The sequence below is a fragment of the Streptomyces sp. NPDC093261 genome (genome assembly GCF_044753645.1).
Lineage (GTDB): Bacteria > Actinomycetota > Actinomycetes > Streptomycetales > Streptomycetaceae > Streptomyces.
In genome coordinates, this window is record NZ_JBIVNO010000004.1 from 304,215 (window position 1) to 323,789 (window position 19,575).

Here is a 19,575-nt window from a genome sequence, read left to right on the forward strand (position 1 = left end):
CGGACCGCTTACTTGCGGATCAGGCTGCGCAGCACGTACTGCATGATGCCGCCGTTGCGGTAGTAGTCGGCCTCACCGGGGGTGTCGATGCGGACGACCGCGTCGAACTCGACACCGGTGTCGGTGGTGACCTTGACCGTGCGCGGCGTGGTGCCCTCGTTCAGCTCGGTGACGCCGGAGATGGAGAAGGTCTCCTCGCCGGTCAGGCCGAGGGACTCGGCGGACCGGCCCTCCGGGAACTGGAGCGGCAGCACGCCCATGCCGATCAGGTTCGAGCGGTGGATGCGCTCGTAGGACTCGGCGATGACGGCCTTGACGCCGAGCAGCGCGGTGCCCTTCGCGGCCCAGTCGCGGGAGGAGCCGGAGCCGTACTCCTTGCCGGCCAGGACGACCAGCGGGATGCCCTGCTCGATGTAGTTGCGCGAGGCGTCGTAGATGAACGACACCGGTGCGTCGGGCTGGGTGAAGTCGCGGGTGTAGCCGCCCTCGGTGCCCGGCGCGATCTGGTTGCGCAGGCGGATGTTGGCGAAGGTACCCCGGATCATGACCTCGTGGTTGCCACGGCGCGAGCCGTAGCTGTTGAAGTCGCGACGCTCCACACCGTGCTCGGTGAGGTACTTGCCGGCCGGGGTGTCGGCCTTGATCGCGCCCGCCGGGGAGATGTGGTCGGTGGTGACCGAGTCGCCCAGCTTGGCGAGGACGCGGGCGCCGGCGATGTCGGTGACCGGGGCCGGCTCCATCTGCATGCCCTCGAAGTACGGGGGCTTGCGGACATAGGTCGACTCGGCGTCCCAATCGAAGGTGTTGCCGGTCGGGATCGGCAGGGACTGCCACTGGGCGTCGCCCGCGAAGACGTCCTGGTAGGACTTGTTGAACATGTCCTCGCCGATGGCGTTGGCGACGACGTCGTTCACCTCGGCCTCGGAGGGCCAGATGTCCTTCAGGTAGACCGGGTTGCCGTCCTGGTCGGTGCCCAGGGCGTCCTTGGTGATGTCCACCTTCATGGAGCCCGCGAGGGCGTACGCGACGACCAGCGGCGGGGACGCCAGGTAGTTCATCTTGACGTCCGGGTTGATCCGGCCCTCGAAGTTCCGGTTGCCGGAGAGGACCGAGGTGACCGCGAGGTCGTGGTCGTTGACGGCCTTGGAGACCTCGTCCGGCAGCGGGCCGGAGTTGCCGATGCAGGTGGTGCAGCCGTAGCCGACCAGGTTGAAGCCGACCTTGTCCAGGTACGGGGTCAGGCCCGCCTTCTCGAAGTAGTCGGTGACGACCTTCGAGCCCGGGGCGAGGGTGGTCTTGACCCACGGCTTGCGGGTCAGGCCCTTCTCGACCGCCTTCTTGGCCACCAGGGCGGCGGCGACCATGACGTACGGGTTGGAGGTGTTGGTGCAGGAGGTGATGGCCGCGACCGTCACCGCACCGTGGTCCAGGGTGTAGCTCGTGCCGTCGGGGGCGGTGACCTGGACCGGGTTGGACGGGGCGCCGTTGGGGTGGAGGGCCGGGGCGTCCGAGGCCGGGAAGGACTCGACGCCGGCCTCGTCCACGACGTCCACATAGTTGCGGACATCCTGCTTGAACTGCTCGGCGGCGTTGGCGAGGACGATACGGTCCTGCGGGCGCTTCGGGCCGGCGATCGACGGGACGACGGTGGACAGGTCCAGCTCGAGCTTCTCGGAGAAGTCCGGCTCGGCCTTCGGGTCCAGCCAGAGGCCCTGCTCCTTGGCGTAGGCCTCGACGAGCGCGACCTGCTGCTCGGAGCGGCCGGTCAGGCGCAGGTAGTTCAGGGTCTCGTCGTCGATCGGGAAGATCGCGGCGGTGGAGCCGAACTCCGGCGACATGTTGCCGATCGTGGCGCGGTTGGCCAGGGAGGTGGCGGCGACGCCCTCGCCGTAGAACTCGACGAACTTGCCGACCACACCGTGCTTGCGGAGCATCTCGGTGATGGTGAGCACGAGGTCGGTGGCGGTGGTGCCGGGCTGGAGCTGACCGGTGAGCTTGAAGCCCACGACGCGCGGGATCAGCATGGAGACCGGCTGGCCGAGCATCGCGGCCTCGGCCTCGATGCCGCCGACGCCCCAGCCGAGGACGCCGAGGCCGTTGACCATGGTGGTGTGGGAGTCGGTGCCGACCAGGGTGTCGGGGTAGGCCTTGCCGTCGCGGACCATGACGACACGGGCCAGGTGCTCGATGTTGACCTGGTGGACGATGCCGGTGCCCGGCGGGACGACCTTGAACTCGTCGAAGGCGGTCTGGCCCCAGCGCAGGAACTGGTAGCGCTCCTTGTTGCGGCCGTACTCCAGGTCGACGTTCACCTTGAAGGCGTCGTTCGTGCCGAACTTGTCGGCGATGACGGAGTGGTCGATGACCAGCTCGGCCGGGGCCAGCGGGTTGATCTTCGCCGGGTCGCCGCCCAGCTCCTTCACGGCCTCACGCATGGTGGCGAGGTCCACGACACAGGGAACGCCGGTGAAGTCCTGCATGATCACGCGAGCCGGCGTGAACTGGATCTCCTGCGACGGCTGGGCCTGGGAGTCCCAGGTGCCGAGGGCGCGGATGTGGTCGGCGGTGATGTTCGCGCCGTCCTCGGTGCGGAGCAGGTTCTCCAGCAGGACCTTGAGGCTGTACGGAAGGCGGGCCGAGCCCTCCACCTTGTCCAGCCGGAAGATCTCGTACGACTCGTCGCCCACCTGCAGCGTGCTGCGGGCGTCGAAGCTGTTCGCCGACACGACAGTCTCCTTCATTGATGTGCGCGTACCACCGCAATCCTGCCGCCATGACGGCTCGACCGATCCGCTAAGGTAAGGCTAAGTTAGGTAACCCTTACTGGAGCGGTGGCTGCGGTGCGCCTCGGCAGATATCTCGATGTCGAGATAACTCTAGTACATGGGTGCGGCTCGGTCATGCCGGAGCCGCCCCAGGTTCCCGAAAGACTCCGCAGGGTCCGGCAGATCCCCGGGGCCTTAGGTACGCCGGACTCTCCGTCCGGCCTGCCATCAATCCACCGAGCCGGGGTATGCGGCATGAATCGGGCGTGAACCGGGCAGGCGGTACGGATCGCGCCCACCCAGCAGTACGGGACGTCGTACGATATCGAGTGATTTGCCGGGTACTTTCGGCTGGCTCGCACCCGTTCCACCAGGCATTCTTGACGGCGCATCACCCGAATGGACCCCCCGGGAGGCACCATCTCATATCTGAGATAACCTCGGTCACATGTCAGACGACTACCTCGTACGTATCGGCAAGCTCATCCGTGACGCCCGGCAGCACCGTGGCTGGACTCAGGCGCAGCTCGCCGAGGCGCTCGGCACCAGCCAGAGCGCCGTCAACCGGATCGAGCGCGGCAACCAGAACCTCAGTCTTGAGATGATCGCCAGGATCGGCGAGGCCCTGGACAGCGAGATCGTGTCCCTGGGCTACGCGGGTCCCATGCATCTGCGGGTGGTCGGCGGCCGCCGGCTCTCCGGCGCCATCAACGTCAAGACAAGCAAGAACGCGTGCGTGGCCCTGCTGTGTGCCTCGCTGCTCAACAAGGGGCGCACCGTACTTCGCCGGGTCGCCCGCATCGAGGAGGTGTACCGCCTCCTGGAGGTGCTGGCCTCGATCGGTGTGCGGGCCCGGTGGATCAACGAGGGGATCGATCTGGAGATCGTGCCGCCCGCCGACCTCGACCTGGACGCCATCGACGCCGAGGCCGCCCGCCGCACGCGGTCCATCATCATGTTCCTCGGTCCGCTGCTGCACCGTATGGACCGCTTCAAGCTGCCGTACGCGGGCGGCTGCGACCTCGGTACGCGCACCGTCGAGCCGCATATGATCGCCCTGCGCCGGTTCGGGCTGGACGTCACCGCCACCGAGGGGCACTACCACGCGGTGGTGGACCGGTCCGTCTCCCCCGGCCGGCCGATTGTGCTGACCGAGCGCGGCGACACCGTGACCGAGAACGCCTTGCTCGCCGCCGCCCGCCACGACGGGGTCACGGTCATCCGCAACGCGTCCTCCAACTACATGGTCCAGGACCTGTGCTTCTTCCTGGAGGCGCTCGGCGTCGCGGTCGAGGGCATCGGCACCACCACGCTCACGGTGCACGGTGTGCCGAACATCGACGTCGACGTCGACTACTCCCCCTCCGAGGACCCGGTCGAGGCGATGAGCCTGCTGGCCGCCGCGGTCGTCACCGAGTCGGAGCTGACCGTGCGCCGGGTGCCGATCGAGTTCCTGGAGATCGAGCTGGCGGTACTGGAGGAGATGGGGCTCGACCACGACCGCAGCCCCGAGTACGTGGCGGACAACGGCCGCACCCGGCTGGTCGACCTCACCGTACGGCCCTCCAAGCTGGAGGCGCCGATCGACAAGATCCACCCGATGCCGTTCCCCGGCCTGAACATCGACAACGTCCCGTTCTTCGCGGCCATCGCGGCCTCCGCGCAGGGCAAGACGCTGATCCACGACTGGGTGTACGACAACCGGGCCATCTACCTCACCGACCTCAACCGGCTCGGTGGGCGGCTTCAGCTTCTCGACCCGCACCGCGTCCTGGTGGAGGGCCCGACCCGCTGGCGCGCCGCCGAGATGATGTGCCCGCCGGCCCTGCGGCCCGCCGTGGTGGTCCTGCTGGCGATGATGGCGGCCGAGGGCACCTCCGTGCTGCGCAATGTGTACGTCATCAACCGCGGCTATGAGGACCTGGCCGAACGACTCAACTCGGTCGGCGCGCAGATCGAGACGTTCCGGAACATCTGAGACACGGTCCGCTGCCACGGGGCGGCCCTGAGCCCCCTCGCTCACCGCGTCGAACGAGGGGGCTCGGGCACTGTCGCACGGTTCACTCCGTGCCTTGGAGGCGGCGGTTACGGAAGCACCGCGAAGCCGTCGAGTTCCACGAGGGCCTCTTCGTCCCAGAGGCGCACGGCTCCCACGACGGCCATCGCGGGATAGGCGCGGCCCGCCAGTCGCCGCCAGATGCGGCCGAGTTCGGGGGCGTGGGCGCGGTAGCCGGCGACGTCGGTGGCGTAGACGGTGACGCGGGCGAGGTCGGCGGGAGCGCCGCCGGCTGCGCGCAGGGCGGTGAGCAGGTTGGTGAGCGCCCGCTCGAACTGCTCGGGGAGGGTGGCGCCGACGACCTTGCCGTCCGTGTCGAGGGCGGTCTGCCCCGCCAGGAAGACCACCCGGGAACCGGCGGCGACCACCGCGTGGGAGAAGCCCCCCGGAGGGGACAGGTCGGGCGGGTTGATGCGCGCGAGGTCGGGCGGATCGGGGCGCTCGGTGGTCACGGGGCCTCCACGGTGGCGTACGACTCCTTGGCGACAATGCCGCGTTGAACCTCGCTCGCGCCCTCGTAGATGCGGGGCGCGCGCACCTCGCGGTACAGGTGCTCGAGAAGGTGGCCGCGGCGCAGGGCCCGGGCGCCGTGCAACTGGATGGCCGCGTCGACGACGTACTGCGCGGTCTCGGTGGCCAGCAGCTTCGCCATCGCGGCCCGTTTCGGGACGTCCGGGGCGCCCTCGTCGTACGCCGTGGCCGCCGCGTAGACCATGAGACGGGCCGCCTCGGTGCGCAGGGCCATCTCGGCGACCTGGTGCGCGACGGCCTGGAGGTCCTTCAGCTTGCCGCCGAACGCGTCCCGCTGCGCCGTATGGACGAGGGTGGCGTCGAGGGCCGACTGCGCCATGCCGACCGCGAAGGCGCCGACGCTGGGCCGGAAGAGATTGAGGGTGCCCATGGCGACCCGGAAGCCCCTGCCCGGCTCCCCGAGGACGTCGGCGGCGGTCACGGGCACGGCGTCGAACACGAGGGCGCCGATGGGGTGCGGCGAGAGCATGTCGAGCGGGGAGCCGGTGAGGCCGGGGCGGTCGGCGGGAACGAGGAAGGCGGTCACGCCGCGCGCGCCCGCGCCGGGGGTGGTGCGGGCGAAGACGGTGTAGAAGTCGGCCTCGGGGGCGTTGGAGATCCAGCACTTCTCGCCGGTGAGCCGCCAGCCCCGCCCGCCGTCGCGCTCGGCACGCACGGAACCGTTGCCGTTGCCGTCGCCGTCCATGTCCCTGCCACTGCCGCCGCCCTCGTCGCTGCCGCCACCACCGCGGCCTTCGCTGTCGTCGGCGGACGGTGCCGGGACGGGCGCGGTGCCGTCCGGGTCCGCGCGCAGGGCCAGCGCCGCGGCGTCCGAGCCCGCGTCCGGCTCGGTCAGGGCGAAGGCCGCCACCGCGGTACCCGCGCGGACACCGGGGAGCCAGCGGGCGCGCTGGGCCGATGTGCCGTGGGCGTGCACGGGGTACGCGCCGAGGCCCTGCAGGGCGAGGGCCGTCTCCGCCTCCGTGCAGGACTGGGCCAGCGACTCCCGCATCAGACACAGCTCCAGCGCGCCCGAGGTGAACAGCCGGTCCAGCAGTCCGAGCCGGCCGAGTTCCGCGACGAGGTCCCGGTTGACCCGGCCCGGCTCGCCCTTACCCGCGAGCGGGCGCAGTCGCTGCTCGGCCAGGGTGTGCAGTTCCGTGCACCAGGCGATTTGTGCCGGATCGAGCGAGAATGCGGTCATTGCCGGTCCCTCTCCCTGACGGCGCACCGGGGCGGGTGGGCTGCCCACCCGAGCGTATCGCGGACCATTGACTGTCGTCACCAACACGATACGCTCGATGCGCGAGCCCACCACGACAAGGGGGCGAGACGCCATGGAAGCCAGGCAAGCCAGGGACCCGAGGGACGCCGGCAGCGCCTCGGACACCGCCGGCCGCGCGGGCACCTCCGATATCGCGGAGGCCTCCGACAGCGCGGAGAGATCCGGCGCCGCGGAGGCAACCGGCGCCGCGGAGGCAACCGGCGCCGTCGACCCGGTCGGCGCCCCCACCGCCCACCTCGACACGTTCTCCCGGGACCACCTCCCGCCCCCCGAGCAGTGGCCCGAACTCCGCTTCGATCTGCCGGAGCTGCGGTACCCCGAACGGCTCAACGCCGCCGTCGAGTTGCTGGCGGGCACCGCCCCCGGGCGCCCCGCCTTCCGCACGGCGGCCGGGGAGGTGTGGACGTACGGTCGGCTCCGGGCCCGGGTCGACCGGATCGCGCACACGCTCACCGGCCACCTCGGCGTCGTCCCCGGCAACCGCGTCCTGCTGCGCGGCCCCACCACCCCCTGGCTCGCCGCCTGCTGGCTCGCGGTGCTGAAGGCGGGCGCGGTCGCCGTCACCGTGCTCGCCCAGCAGCGTGCGCACGAGCTGCGCACCCTGTGCGAGATCGCCCGGGTCGGGCACGCCCTGTGCGACGCCCGCGCCGTCGACGACCTGGTCAAGGCCGACGTTCCCGGGCTGCGCATCACCCCCTACGGCGGCGACTCCCCGGACGACCTGCTGCGACTGCCGGCGCCCGGGGAGCCGTACACACCGGTGGACACTGCGGCCGACGATGTGGCGCTGATCGCCTTCACCTCGGGCACCACGGGCCGCCCGAAGGGCTGTATGCACTTCCACCGCGATCTGCTCGCCATCGCGGACACCTTCTCCCGGCATGTGCTCGGGCCCCGCCCCGACGACGTCTTCGCGGGCAGTCCCCCGCTCGGTTTCACCTTCGGGCTCGGCGGGCTCGTCGTCTTCCCGCTGCGGGCGGGCGCGAGCGCCCTGCTGCTCGAACAGGCGGGCCCCCGGCAGCTGTTGCCCGCGATCGCCGAACACCGGGTCTCCGTGCTGTTCACGGCCCCGACGGCGTACCGCGCGATGCTCGACGAGCTGAACGGGGACGGCGAGCACGGCCGACACGACATCGCGTCGCTGCGGCGATGTGTGTCGGCCGGTGAGAACCTTCCGGCCGCGACCTGGCGGGCCTGGCACGAGCGCACCGGGCTGCGGATCATCAACGGCATCGGCGCGACGGAACTGCTGCACATCTTCATCTCCGCCGCGGACGGCGGGATCCGCCCGGGGACCACGGGGGTTCCGGTGCCGGGGTGGCACGCCCGGGTGCAGGACGCGAACGGCACGCCCGTGCCCGACGGCGAACCCGGGCTGCTCGCCGTGCGCGGCCCGGTCGGCTGCCGCTACCTCGCCGACCCCCGGCAGCGGGAGTACGTCCGGGACGGCTGGAACATCACGGGCGACACCTATGTCCGCGACCCCGACGGGTACTTCCGTTATGTGGCGCGCGCCGACGACATGATCATCTCGGCCGGGTACAACATCGCCGGGCCGGAGGTCGAGGAGGCCCTGCTGCGTCACCCGGACGTGGTCGAGACGGCGGTCGTCGGCCGGCCGGACGAGGCGCGCGGGCAGGTGGTGGTGGCGTACGCGGTCCTCAGGCCTGGGGCGCGCCGCGACCCGGAGGCGCTGCGTGCCTTCCTCAAGGCCGAGCTGGCGCCGTACAAGTGCCCGCGCGAGTTCGTCTTCCCCGACGCGCTGCCGCGCACGGCGACGGGCAAGCTCCAGCGCTTCCGGCTGCGGACGGACATCCACCGGGTGCCGCCACTTGGCGATCATGAGTGACGCGGACGTTCTAGAGTGATCATCGTGTCCGATCAGCACGCTCCCCGTTCCCTCATCGTGACGTTCTACGGCGCCTACGGCCGTTTCACGCCCGGACCGGTGCCGGTCGCCGAGCTGATCAGACTGCTCGCCGCGGTCGGCGTGGACGCACCCTCCGTGCGCTCGTCGGTGTCCCGGCTGAAGCGGCGCGGGCTGCTGGTGCCGGCGCGCACGGCCACGGGCGCGGCCGGGTACGCGCTGTCGCCGGACGCCCTGCAACTGCTCGACGACGGCGACCGGCGCGTGTACGCGACGACGCCGCCCGAGGACGAGGGCTGGGTGCTCGCGGTGTTCTCGGTGCCGGAGTCGGAGCGGCAGAAGCGCCATCTGCTGCGCTCCCGGCTCGCCGGGCTCGGTTTCGGCACCGCGGCCCCCGGGGTGTGGATCGCTCCGGCCCGGCTGTACGAGGAGACCCGGCACACCCTTCAGCGGCTGCGCCTCGACCCGTATGTGGACTTCTTCCGCGGTGAGCACCTCGGCTTCGCGCCGACCGGTCAGGCGGTGGCGCGCTGGTGGGACCTGGCCGGGATCGCCAAGCAGCACGAGGCGTTCCTCGGCCGTCACGCGCGCGTCCTGCACGACTGGGAGGCACGCGAGGGCACCCCTCCGGAGGCGGCCTACCGCGACTATCTGCTCGCCCTGGACTCCTGGCGGCATCTGCCGTACGTCGACCCGGGGCTGCCGGCCGAGTTGCTCCCCGAGGACTGGCCCGGCACCCGCTCCGCCGCGGTCTTCCGGGCGCTGCACGAGCGCCTTCGGGACGCGGGTGCGGTCTTCGCGGGGATCAGCCCGGAGGCATGATCCGGTCGTCTTCGCGGGGATCAGCCCGGAGGCATGATCCGGTCGTCTTCGCGGGGATCAGCCCGGAGGCATGATCCGGCGGTCTTCGCGGGGACCAGCCCGGAGGGATGACCTGGTGAGGCTCCGGGATGTGCCGCTTTCCCCGCCGGGCGACTGCCTCCTCAACTGCTGAAGGCGAGGCGGGGTTTGGGGGCGTCCGTGCGTCCGGTCTGCGGGCGGCGGCTGCCCGCGCGGTAGGGCGCGGGCCACGCGACGCCCGGTCCGCTGTAGCCCTGCTCGGCCGCCGCGTGCAGCGTCCAGTGCGGGTCGTACAGATGCGGCCGGGCGAGGGCGCACAGATCGGTGCGCCCGGCCAGGATCAGCGAGTTGACGTCGTCCCAGGACGAGATCGCGCCCACCGCGATCACCGGGACGCCGGTCTCATGGCGGATCCGGTCGGCGTACGGCGTCTGGTACGACCGCCCGTACTGCGGCCGTTCCTCGGCCACCACCTGGCCGGTCGACACATCGATCGCGTCGGCGCCGTGGGCGGCGAAGGCACGGGCGATCTCGACGGCCTCCTCGGCGGTGGTGCCGCCCTCGGCCCAGTCGGTCGCGGAGATCCGTACGGTCATGGGCCGCTCCTCGGGCCACACCGCCCGCACGGCGTCGAAGACCTCCAGCGGGAAGCGGAGCCGCCTGGCGAGGGTGCCGCCGTAGGCGTCGGTGCGCCGGTTGGTGAGCGGCGAGAGGAAGCCGGACAGCAGATAGCCGTGGGCGCAGTGCAGTTCGAGCAGGTCGAAGCCGCTGCGGGCAGCCCGGCACGCGGCGGACGCGAACTGCTCGCGGACGTCGGTGAGTTGGGCGCGGGACAGCTCACGGGGCGTCTGGCTGCCGGGCTTGTACGGGATCGGGGAGGCGGCCATCAGAGGCCAGTTGCCCTCTTCCAGCGGCTCGTCCATGCCCTCCCACATCAGCCTGGTCGAGCCCTTGCGTCCGCTGTGTCCGAGCTGCACGCCGATCGCGGTGCCCGGGGCCTGGGCGTGCACGAAGTCCGTGATCCGCCGCCAGGCCTCGGCCTGCCGTCCCGTGTAGAGTCCGGCGCAGCCCGGGGTGATGCGCCCCTCGGCGCTGACGCACACCATCTCGGTCATCACCAGGCCGGCCCCGCCGAGCGCCCGGGCGCCCAGGTGGACGAGGTGGAAGTCGCCTGGGACTCCGTCCACCGCCGAGTACATGTCCATCGGTGAGACCACGACCCGGTTGCGCAGGGTCAGGCCGCGCAGCCGGAAGGGGGTGAACATGGGCGGGGTTCCGGGCGGGCAGCCGAACTCCCGTTCCACCGACTCGGTGAAGCGCGCGTCGCGCAGCCGCAGATTGTCATGGGTGACCCGGCGGCTGCGCGTGAGGAGGTTGAACGCGAACTGCCGGGCCGGCTGGTCGAGGTGGAGCCGCAGGTTCTCGAACCACTCCAGGCTGGCCCGGGCCGCGCGCTGGGTGGAGGCGACGACCGGGCGCCGCTCCTCCTCGTAGGCGACAAGGGCGTCCACCGGCGAGGAGTGCTCCTCCAGACACGCGGCCAGCGCCAGCGCGTCCTCCACGGCGAGTTTGGTGCCGGAGCCGATGGAGAAGTGGGCGGTGTGCGCGGCGTCGCCGAGGAGGACCAGGTTGCCGTGCGACCAGCGGGCGTTGACGACCGTGCGGAAGGTGGTCCAGGTGGAGTTGTTCGAGCGCAGGGGCCGGCCGCCGAGCGCGTCCGCGAAGATCTTGGCGCAGCGCTCGATCGACTCGGCCGTGTCCAGCTCGGCGAATCCGGCCGCCTGCCAGACCTCCTCGCGCATCTCCACGATCACCGTGGAGGCCCCCTGATCCGCCGGTGCGGCAGGCTTCGTCGCGGGCTGGTGGCCGGGCGTGGGGCGGGAGTAGGGATAGCCGTGCAACTGCATCACGCCGTGTTCGGTCTCGGCGATCTCGAAGCGGAACGCGTCGAAGGCGAAGTCGGCGCCGAGCCAGATGTAGCGGCAGCGATGCTCTTCGACGGACGGCCGGAACACCTCGGCGTAGGCCTCGCGGGCGGTGCTGTGCACGCCGTCGGCGGCGATCACCAGGTCGTACGTCTTCATGAGCCGGGCCGGGTGCGGGGCCTCGGCGTGGAAGCGCAGCTCGACGCCGAGCGAGCGGCAGCGCTCGTGCAGGATCTGCAGCAGCCGCCGCCTGCCGAGTGCGGCGAAGCCGTGGCCGCCGGAGGTCTGGCGCACTCCCCGGTGCACGATGTCGATGTCGTCCCAGCGCACGAACTCGTTCTTCAGGGCCGCGTGCACGACGGGGTCGGCGTGCTCGATGCCGCCGAGGGTCTCGTCCGACAGGACGACACCGAAGCCGAAGGTGTCGTCGGGGGCGTTGCGCTCCCAGACGGTGACCTCCCGCGCCGGGTCGAGACGCTTGAGCAGGGCCGCGGCGTACAGCCCGCCGGGCCCCCCGCCGATGACGGCGACGCGCAGGGGCCGGTGGGCCGCTGTCATGGCTACCTCCCCTGCCATTTCGGGGGCCGCTTCTCGGTGAAGGCGGCGTGGAACTCGGCGTAGTCCTCGCCGTTCATCAGCAGTGCCTGGGTCGAGGCGTCCAGTTCGACGGACGCGGCGAGCGGCATGTCCAGCTCGGCGGTGAGCAGCGCCTTCGTCTGCGCGTACGCCAGTGCCGGGCCGTCGGCGAGACGGCGGGCCAGCGCTTGGGCCGCCTCGTCTGCGTGGCCCTCCTCGGTCAGCTCGCTGATCAGCCCGATCCGCTCGGCCTCGGGTGCCCGCACCGGCTCTCCGAGCATGAGCAGCCGGGTGGCGTGGCCGAGCCCGACGACCCTGGGCAGCAGATAGGCGGCGCCCATGTCGCCGCCGGACAGCCCCACCCGGGTGAAGAGGAACGCGAAGCGGGCGGAGGGGTCCGCCACCCGGAAGTCCGCGGCCAGCGCCAGCACCGCGCCCGCGCCCGCGGCGACCCCGTGCACGGCGGCGATCACCGGGAACGGGCACTCCCGGACGGCCCGGACGACCTGCCCGGTCATGCGGTTGAAGTCGAGAAGCTGGGCGGTGTCCATGGAGAGGGTGGCGCCGATGATCTCGTCGACGTCGCCGCCGGAGCAGAAGCCGCGTCCCTCGCCGGCCAGCACCAGGGCCCGTACGGATCTCTCCCGGGACAGCTGGGCGAGCAGGTCGCGCAGGTCGGCGTAGGCGCCGAAGGTGAGTGCGTTGAGTTTCTCGGGGCGGGCCAGGGTGACCGTGGCGACCCCGTCGGCCTGGGCGCACCTGAGGTGACGCCACTCGGAGGTGTGGGCGGCGGAGCCGGTGAAGGGACTCATGACGTGCGGCCTCCTCGGTAGGGGGGCGGCTGTCCGCACTGCTGCTCTGTGATGAAGTTATCACTGATCCGTGACTGTCGTCACGAGTGCGCGATACCCCGAACGGGGGGATGTGTGCCGTGCGGCGCCGTGTGACAGCCGCCCGCGGCTCGTCACGCCTCGTCGGCAGCCTGGTACGACGGGCACCCGAGGGGGGGGGGCGGGCGTCCTGCGGGGGTCCCGGGGCCGGCCCCGCCCCGGGGCGCGCGGGGCCCCCGGCGCCCCCGCCGACCGCCCCGCACGGGGCGCGCCGTACCATGCATGCCTCGTGTCGAAAGCAGGACCGCCTGCGCCATGAACGGACCCGCCGTGTACGAACCCCCCGCACCCGCCTCCTGGCGCGTCGCGCTGCCGCACACCGCCGCGGCGGTGCCGGTCGCCCGCGCACTGGTCCGTACGGCCCTGGCGGGGCTGGAGCACACGGCCGACAGCGACACCGCGGAACTGCTGACCGCGGAGCTGGTGGCGAACGCCGTGGAGCACGCGGCGGGCGAGGGGCCGATCGAGCTGGTCGTCGAGCTGATGCCGACCGGCTGCACGGTCGAGGTCCACGATCCGGACCCGGCGCCGCCGGGCGATCTGACCCGGGCCGCCGTGACGCACGCCGACCCCTGGCAGGAGCACGGGCGCGGCCTGCTGCTGATCCGCAGCCTCAGCTCCTCCTGTGGTCACCGCCCCACCGCGTCCGGCAAGGCGGTGTGGTTCAGACTGCCTGCGGTTCCGCGACAGCGTCGTCCGCGGTGACGGGTGCGGCCACGAGCCGGGAGCGGCGACGGCCGTAGAGCGCGTAGACCAGGCAGCCGGCCGCCAGGAAGGCCGCGAACTGCACCCAGGTCGTCCAGCCGGTCTCGTACATGAGGTAGAGGCAGAAGCCGACGCCGAGCAGCGGCATCACGGGGTACAGCGGCACCCGGAAGGAGCGGGCGAGGCCCGGTTCGCGGCGGCGCAGGGTGATCACCGCGACGTTGACCACGGCCATGGTGGCGAGGGTGCCGATGGTGCACAGGTTGACCACCGCGTCCAGTGAGGAGAAGGCCGCCGGGACGGCGAAGACGACCGCCACGATCAGGGTGCCGCTGACCGGGGTCGAGGTCTTCGGCGAGACCCGCTCGAACACGCGCGGGACGAGGCCGTCGCGGGACATCGACATCAGGATGCGGGTCTGGCCGTACATCACCGCGAGCACGACCGAGGCGATGGCGACGACCGCGCCGAAGGCGATGACACCGCCGCCGACCGTCGAGCCGGTGACCTGGTTGACGACGTACGACAGTGCCGCGGGCCGGCCGCCGACCCCGGGGCCGCCGATGGCGCCGACCGCCGCGAGCGCGACCGCGCAGTACAGCAGGGTGACCAGGCCGATGCAGACGAGGATCGCGACGGGGATGTTCCGGCGGGGGTTCCTGGCCTCCTCGCCGGCGGTGGTGATCGCGTCGAAGCCGATGTACGAGAAGAACGCCGCCGTGGTGCCGGCGCCGATGCCACCGAGCCCGGCGGGCGCGAACGGGGTCAGGTTGCCGTGCTTGAAGGCGGTGAAGCCGATGGCGCAGAAGGCGACGAGGATGGCGAGCTTGAGGACCGCCATCGCGGCGGTGGCCCGGGCGCTCTCGCGGACACCGCGCACCAGGAGGACGGAGGCCAGGGCGATGACGATCACGGCGGGCAGGTTGATCACCCCGCCGTCGCCCGGTCCGGCGGAGAGCGCCGCGGGCAGCTCCCATCCGGTGAGGCTGGACAGCAGTTCGTTCACATACTGGCTCCAGCCGACCGCGACCGCCGACACGGACACCCCGTACTCCAGCAGCAGGCACCAGCCGACGAGGAAGGCCGTGCCCTCGCCGAGGCCCGCGTAGGCGAAGGAGTACGAGGACCCGGAGACCGGGATGGCCCCGCCCAGTTCGGCGAACGCGAAGGCGGTGAAGACGCAGGTGAGGGCGGCGAGTACGAAGGAGACCACGACCGCGGGCCCGGCCTGGGCGACCGAGTCGGACAGGCCGACGAAGATGCCGGTGCCGACGATCGCTCCGACGCCGAAGCAGACGAGCTGGAACAGGCCCATATGGCGCTTGAGGCCATGACCCGCGAGATCGGCGCCGGCCTCGGCGACGAGCAGCTCGGGTGACTTGATACGGAAGCGGTTGGCGGGGCTGCCGGGCATGAAGGCGGTGCTCTTTTCCATGGTGCGGGGCGACCGGGGGGTGGTCCTCCACCCGGGCGAAGCCGAGAGCTTGCCGGGCGCTGAGGGAGGTCGCGAGACGAGCCGCGGAAGGGGTGGTTCCGGGCTCGCCGAGGATCGTACGGGAAGGGTGCCGGGTTCCGCTGTGGCAGCGGGCACGCCGGTCAGGCGAGAGTGGCGACCAGCATGGCCTTGATCGTGTGCATCCGGTTCTCCGCCTCGTCGAAGACGAGGGAGTGCGCGGACTCGAACACCTCGTCGGTGACCTCCAGTTCGGTCAGCCCGTGCCGCCGGTGGATCTCGCGGCCCACCTCGGTGCCGAGGTCGTGGAAGGCCGGCAGGCAATGCAGGAACTTCACGTCGTCGTTCCCGGTGGCGCGCAGCACGTCCATGGTCACGGCGTAGGGGCCGAGCAGCGCTATGCGCTCGTCCCAGACCTCCTTGGGCTCGCCCATCGACACCCATACGTCCGTGGCGACGAAGTCGGCGCCGCGCACGCCGTCCTTCACGTCCTCGGTGAGCGTGATCCGGGCGCCGGAGGCGGCGGCGAGCCGCTCGGCCGCCTCGACGACCGTGCCGTCCGGCCACAGCGCCCGGGGCGCCACGACCCGGATGTCCATGCCGAGCAGGGCGCCGGTGACGAGGTAGGAGTTGCCCATGTTGGAGCGCGCGTCGCCGAGGTAGGCGAAGGCGATGCCGGCCGGCGGCTTGGCGCAGTGCTCGGTCATGGTGAGGACGTCGGCGAGCATCTGGGTGGGGTGCCACTCGTCGGTGAGGCCGTTGTAGACGGGGACCCCGGCGTGGGTGGCCAGTTCCTCGACCACGTGCTGCCCGTGTCCCCGGTACTCGATGGCGTCGAACATCCGGCCGAGCACCCGGGCGGTGTCCTTGACCGACTCCTTGTGCCCGAGCTGTGAGCCGGCCGGGTCCAGATAGGTGGTGTGGGCGCCCTGGTCGGCGGCGGCGACCTCGAAGGCGCACCGGGTGCGGGTCGAGGTCTTCTCGAAGATCAGGGCGATGTTCCTGCCGGTCAGATGACGTGTCTCGGTCCCGGCCTTCTTGGCCGCCTTGAGCTCGGCCGCCAGCTCCACCAGGAAGCGGAACTCCTCGGCGGTGAAGTCCAGCTCCTTGAGGAAGTGACGTCCGGCGAGGGCGGTCGGGACTGTCGCCATGGGGGCGCTCCAGGGGGTGCGAAGGCAGGACGAACAAGGGGACGAATGGAAGTCTATACGATGCTCCACATTTCTATACGGACCCTGGCCCGCCCCGGCCGCCCCGCCCCTCAGATACCGTCCCTCTCCACCGGACAGCTCATGCACCGGGGCCCGCCCCTGCCCCTGCCGAGCTCGCTCCCCGGGATCTCGATCACTTCGATCCCCTGTTTGCGCAGGTGAGTGTTGGTGGTCGAGTTCCGCTCATAGGCGATGACGACCCCCGGCTCGACAGCGAGGACATTACAGCCGTCGTCCCACTGCTCCCGCTCGGCCGCGTGCACATCCTGCATGGGCGTCAGCACCCGGATCTCGCTCAGCCCCAGCGATGCGGCGATGGCCCGGTGCATATGCTCCGGCGGATGATCGGTGACCTTCAGTTCCTTGTCGCCGCCCCCGGGCTCGATGGTGTACGAGCGGAGCATGCCGAGCCCCGCGTACTGGGTGAAGGTGTCCGCGTCCACCATGCTCATCACGGTGTCGAGATGCATGAGGGCGCGCCGCTTGGGCAGATCGAGCGCCACGATGGACCGCGCCGAGCCCGCGGCGAAGAGCTTGGTCGCGAGCATCTCGACAGCCTGGGGCGTGGTCCGTTCGCTGATGCCGATGAGCACGGCGCCGTTGCCGATGACCAGCACGTCCCCGCCCTCGATGGTGGAGGGATAGTCGGCCTGCCCCTCCGACCAGACATGGAAGGTCTCGTCGCGGAAGAGCGGATGGTGCCGGTAGATCGCCTCGAAGTGGACGGTCTCGCGCTGCCGGGCGGGCCAGCGCATGGCGTTGATGGAGACACCGTCGTAGATCCAGGCGGAGGTGTCGCGGGTGAAGAGGTGATTCGGGAGGGGGCGCAGCAGGAAGTCGTCGAGATCCATGACATGGAACCGCACGGACATCGGCTCCGGATGACCCTCCAGGAACTCCCGCTTGGTCATGCCCCCAACAAGGGCCTCGCCCAGTTCGGCGGCGGGCATGGCCTCGAAGGCGGCGCGCAGATGATCGGTGGCGAGCGGCCCGTACTCCTTCTCGTCGAAGACACGGTCCAGGACGAGGGCCCTGGCCGCCGGGATCTCCAGGACCTCGGTGAGCAGATCACCGAAGAGATGGACCTCGACCCCGCGGTCGCGCAGCACATCGGCGAAACCGTCGTGCTCGGCGCGCGCCCGGCGCACCCACAGCACGTCGTCGAAGAGCAGCGCGTCCTTGTTGCTCGGCGTGAGCCGTTTCAGCTCGAGATCCGGCCGGTGGAGGATGACGCGGCGCAGTCGCCCGGCCTCGGAGTCGACATGGAATCCCATGCCTCCATCCTGACCATTCGGGCGCCTGTTCACCCTTCGTTCCACGAGAACGGGGCGGTTTGGTCCGTGCGGAGCAGAGCCCTCGATTTCGTCTGCTTGACGATAAGACTCCTCCCTCGTTATCGTCCCCGTGACGATAATCCGCTCGCGGACAAGGGGGCCCAGCACACATGGCCGACATCACCAGACGCCTCGGCTGGCGTCATCTGCGCGGGGCACCGACCGCGCACATCCGGCACCACCGGGCGGGCCGCCTGGTCCACGACGGGCCGGGGCTCAGCTTCTGGTACCGCTCGCTGACCGCCGCGCTCTCCGAGATCCCCGTGGAGGACCGCGAGCTGGCGATGACGTTCCGCGCCCGTACGTCCGACTTCCAGGACATCGCGGTGCAGGCGACCGTCACCTACCGGATCAGCGACCCGGGCGTCGCCGCCGAGCGGCTGGACTTCTCCATCGACCCGGACACGGGAGTCTGGCGGGGGGCGCCGCTGGAACAGCTCTCCACGCTGCTGACGGAGACGGCCCAGCAGCACGCCCTGGACGTCCTGGCCCGTACGCCCCTGTCGGCGGCGCTCGTCGACGGCGTCGCGGCGGTACGGGAGCGCGTCGCGGCCGGACTCGCCGCCGAGCCCCGGCTGCCCGCGACAGGGATCGAGATGGTCGCGGTCCGGGTGGTGGCGCTGCGCCCGGAGCCCGAGGTGGAGCGGGCGCTGCGCACTCCGGCGCGCGAGCGGATCCAGCAGGACGCGGACCGGGCCACGTACGAGCGCCGGGCCGTGGCCGTCGAGCGGGAACGCGCCATCGCCGAGAACGAACTGGCCAGCCGGATCGAACTGGCCCGGCGCGAGGAGCAGTTGGTCGAGCAGCGGGGCACGAACGCACGGCGCGAGGCGGAGGAGCAGGCGGCTGCGGACGCGGTGCGCGCCCAGGCGGAGGCCGCGCGGACGGTACGGCTGGCCGACGCCGAGGCGCGGCGCACCGAGCGGCTCGCCGAGGCGGAGGCGGCCCGCTCCGTGCGGCTCGCCCGCGCGGAGGCCGAGGGCGCGCGAGAGATCGGCGAGGCGCGGGCCCGGGCGCAGGCGGCCTGGCTGCGGGTGCACGCGGACGTGGATGTCGCGACGCTGCACGCGCTGACGGGGACCCTGCTGGCCGAGAACCTGCCGCGCATCGACAGCGTGACCGTCTCGCCGGATGTGCTCACCGGGCTGCTGGCCCGGCTGGGCGGAGCCTCGGGAGAGCGGTCTTGAGCCTCGCGCCACGCGCCGTGCTGGTCCATCGCGCCACCGAGTACGAGGAGTTGGTGGCCCGGCACGGCACACACGGGCAGGCCGCGTTCTTCCTGGCGTCCCGGGGGCGGTCGCTGGAGGAGGTGGCGGAGCGGCACCGGCGGGCGCGTCAGGCGATGGCCGAGGTGGCTGCCGCGGTGCCGCTGACCTGGCGTCAGGCACGGGTGGAGCGGCGCGACCTGGACCGGTTCCTGTTCGCGCCCGAGGACGTGGTGGTCGTGGTCGGGCAGGACGGCCTGGTGGCGAACGTCGCCAAGTACCTCGCGGGCCAGCCGGTGGTGGGGATCGACACGGATCCCGGGCGCAACCCGGGGGTGCTGGTCAGGCACCGGGCGCGGGACGCGGGCACCCTGCTGCCGGCCGCCCTCGCCCGCGACGGCGGGGTCGACGAACTCACCATGGTCGAGGCCGTGGCCGACGACACCCAGCGGCTCGTCGCGCTCAACGAGATCTATCTGGGAGCCGCCGGTCACCAGACCGCCCGCTACCGCCTGGGCCTCGACGGCGACAGGGGTGTCGTCGAGGCCCAGGCCTCCTCCGGGGTGCTGGTGGGCACGGGCACCGGCGCCACGGGATGGCTCCGCTCGGTGTGGCAGGAACGGGGCAGCGCGCTCCCGCTCCCGGGCGCCGCGGAACCGCGCCTGCTGTGGTTCGTCCGCGAGGCCTGGCCGTCGCCGGCCACCGGGACGTCCCTGGTGGCCGGCGAGCTCACGCACTCCGACCGGCTCCGGGTCACCGTGGAGTCGGACCGGCTGATCGCCTTCGGGGACGGCATGGAGGGCGACGCGGTGGAGCTGACGTGGGGGCAGACGGTGCGGGTGGGGGTGTGCGGGGAGCGGTTGCGGCTGGTGGGCTGAGGGCGGGCGCATCGGCAATCGGCAATCGGCAATCGGCAATCGGCGATACGACGCCCCGTGGACCGCCGGCAGACA

Annotated in this window: 14 protein-coding genes; 6 read left to right on the forward strand and 8 right to left on the reverse strand. The window is 71.6% G+C overall.

Annotated features, from left to right (window positions below; genetic code table 11):
- Nucleotides 1–8: 8 nt before the first annotated feature.
- On the reverse strand, nt 9–2,726 hold the full coding sequence (gene acnA, locus ACIP94_RS12970; protein WP_402423733.1) for an aconitate hydratase AcnA: 2,718 nt from the start codon (nt 2,724–2,726) through the stop codon (nt 9–11).
- Nucleotides 2,727–3,213: 487 nt separating this feature from the next.
- On the opposite strand from acnA, the gene ACIP94_RS12975 reads away from it, so the two are divergent.
- Complete coding sequence (locus ACIP94_RS12975; protein ID WP_402423736.1) at nt 3,214–4,743, forward strand: helix-turn-helix domain-containing protein; 1,530 nt, start codon at nt 3,214–3,216, stop codon at nt 4,741–4,743.
- 107 nt (nt 4,744–4,850) lie between these two features.
- Here the strand turns inward: ACIP94_RS12975 and ACIP94_RS12980 are convergent, their stop codons facing one another.
- Together ACIP94_RS12980 and ACIP94_RS12985 are read right to left on the reverse strand one after the other, a co-directional pair.
- Nucleotides 4,851–5,273: a RidA family protein gene (locus tag ACIP94_RS12980; protein ID WP_402423738.1), complete on the reverse strand. Its 423-nt coding sequence runs from the start codon at nt 5,271–5,273 to the stop codon at nt 4,851–4,853.
- Nucleotides 5,270–6,535: an acyl-CoA dehydrogenase family protein gene (locus tag ACIP94_RS12985; RefSeq protein ID WP_402423741.1), complete on the reverse strand. Its 1,266-nt coding sequence runs from the start codon at nt 6,533–6,535 to the stop codon at nt 5,270–5,272. Before ACIP94_RS12985 ends, ACIP94_RS12980 begins: the two co-directional genes overlap by 4 nt.
- Before the next feature lie 211 nt (nt 6,536–6,746).
- On the opposite strand from ACIP94_RS12985, the gene ACIP94_RS12990 reads away from it, so the two are divergent.
- Both ACIP94_RS12990 and ACIP94_RS12995 read left to right on the forward strand, forming a co-directional pair.
- The gene (locus tag ACIP94_RS12990; RefSeq protein WP_402424267.1) at nt 6,747–8,465 is read left to right on the forward strand and encodes an AMP-binding protein; all 1,719 of its coding nucleotides are present in this window, start codon (nt 6,747–6,749) and stop codon (nt 8,463–8,465) included.
- Nucleotides 8,466–8,480: 15 nt separating this feature from the next.
- Nucleotides 8,481–9,305: a PaaX family transcriptional regulator C-terminal domain-containing protein gene (locus ACIP94_RS12995; RefSeq protein WP_402423745.1), complete on the forward strand. Its 825-nt coding sequence runs from the start codon at nt 8,481–8,483 to the stop codon at nt 9,303–9,305.
- Nucleotides 9,306–9,466: 161 nt separating this feature from the next.
- Here ACIP94_RS12995 and ACIP94_RS13000 read toward each other — a convergent pair whose 3' ends face one another.
- Both ACIP94_RS13000 and ACIP94_RS13005 read right to left on the reverse strand, forming a co-directional pair.
- Nucleotides 9,467–11,806, reverse strand: a complete 2,340-nt coding sequence (locus ACIP94_RS13000) for a bifunctional salicylyl-CoA 5-hydroxylase/oxidoreductase (RefSeq protein ID WP_402423748.1) — start codon at nt 11,804–11,806, stop codon at nt 9,467–9,469.
- Between the two features lie 2 nt (nt 11,807–11,808).
- On the reverse strand, nt 11,809–12,636 hold the full coding sequence (locus ACIP94_RS13005) for an enoyl-CoA hydratase family protein (RefSeq protein ID WP_402423751.1): 828 nt from the start codon (nt 12,634–12,636) through the stop codon (nt 11,809–11,811).
- Between the two features lie 333 nt (nt 12,637–12,969).
- On the opposite strand from ACIP94_RS13005, the gene ACIP94_RS13010 reads away from it, so the two are divergent.
- Complete coding sequence (locus ACIP94_RS13010) at nt 12,970–13,419, forward strand: ATP-binding protein (protein WP_402423754.1); 450 nt, start codon at nt 12,970–12,972, stop codon at nt 13,417–13,419.
- Here ACIP94_RS13010 and ACIP94_RS13015 read toward each other — a convergent pair.
- From ACIP94_RS13015 to ACIP94_RS13025, 3 genes are all read right to left on the reverse strand, one after another.
- Entirely contained in the window at nt 13,379–14,854 is a 1,476-nt protein-coding gene (locus ACIP94_RS13015; RefSeq protein ID WP_402423757.1) for an amino acid permease, read from the reverse strand. The genes ACIP94_RS13010 and ACIP94_RS13015 overlap by 41 nt on opposite strands.
- 161 nt (nt 14,855–15,015) lie before the next feature.
- On the reverse strand, nt 15,016–16,023 hold the full coding sequence (gene argF, locus ACIP94_RS13020) for an ornithine carbamoyltransferase (RefSeq protein WP_402423760.1): 1,008 nt from the start codon (nt 16,021–16,023) through the stop codon (nt 15,016–15,018).
- A 110-nt stretch (nt 16,024–16,133) separates the two neighbouring features.
- Nucleotides 16,134–17,357, reverse strand: coding sequence for an arginine deiminase (locus ACIP94_RS13025; RefSeq protein ID WP_402423763.1), 1,224 nt, complete (start codon nt 17,355–17,357; stop codon nt 16,134–16,136).
- A 170-nt stretch (nt 17,358–17,527) separates the two neighbouring features.
- Between ACIP94_RS13025 and ACIP94_RS13030 the strand changes: the two genes are divergently transcribed.
- Entirely contained in the window at nt 17,528–18,604 is a 1,077-nt protein-coding gene (locus ACIP94_RS13030) for an SPFH domain-containing protein (RefSeq protein WP_402423765.1), read from the forward strand.
- Entirely contained in the window at nt 18,601–19,500 is a 900-nt protein-coding gene (locus ACIP94_RS13035) for a hypothetical protein (RefSeq protein WP_402423768.1), read from the forward strand. Before ACIP94_RS13030 ends, ACIP94_RS13035 begins: the two co-directional genes overlap by 4 nt.
- Nucleotides 19,501–19,575: the final 75 nt, after the last annotated feature.

Bases quoted from the DNA above. Each gene is read 5' to 3' on its own strand.
- ACIP94_RS12975 (WP_402423736.1), top strand. From the start codon at position 3,214: ATGTCAGACGACTACCTCGTACGTATCGGCAAGCTCATCCGTGACGCC.
- ACIP94_RS12985 (WP_402423741.1), bottom strand. From the start codon at position 6,535: ATGACCGCATTCTCGCTCGATCCGGCACAAATCGCCTGGTGCACGGAA.
- ACIP94_RS13000 (WP_402423748.1), bottom strand. From the start codon at position 11,806: ATGACAGCGGCCCACCGGCCCCTGCGCGTCGCCGTCATCGGCGGGGGG.
- ACIP94_RS13005 (WP_402423751.1), bottom strand. From the start codon at position 12,636: ATGAGTCCCTTCACCGGCTCCGCCGCCCACACCTCCGAGTGGCGTCAC.
- ACIP94_RS13010 (WP_402423754.1), top strand. From the start codon at position 12,970: ATGAACGGACCCGCCGTGTACGAACCCCCCGCACCCGCCTCCTGGCGC.
- ACIP94_RS13015 (WP_402423757.1), bottom strand. From the start codon at position 14,854: ATGGAAAAGAGCACCGCCTTCATGCCCGGCAGCCCCGCCAACCGCTTC.
- argF (WP_402423760.1), bottom strand. From the start codon at position 16,023: ATGGCGACAGTCCCGACCGCCCTCGCCGGACGTCACTTCCTCAAGGAG.
- ACIP94_RS13025 (WP_402423763.1), bottom strand. From the start codon at position 17,357: ATGGGATTCCATGTCGACTCCGAGGCCGGGCGACTGCGCCGCGTCATC.
- ACIP94_RS13030 (WP_402423765.1), top strand. From the start codon at position 17,528: ATGGCCGACATCACCAGACGCCTCGGCTGGCGTCATCTGCGCGGGGCA.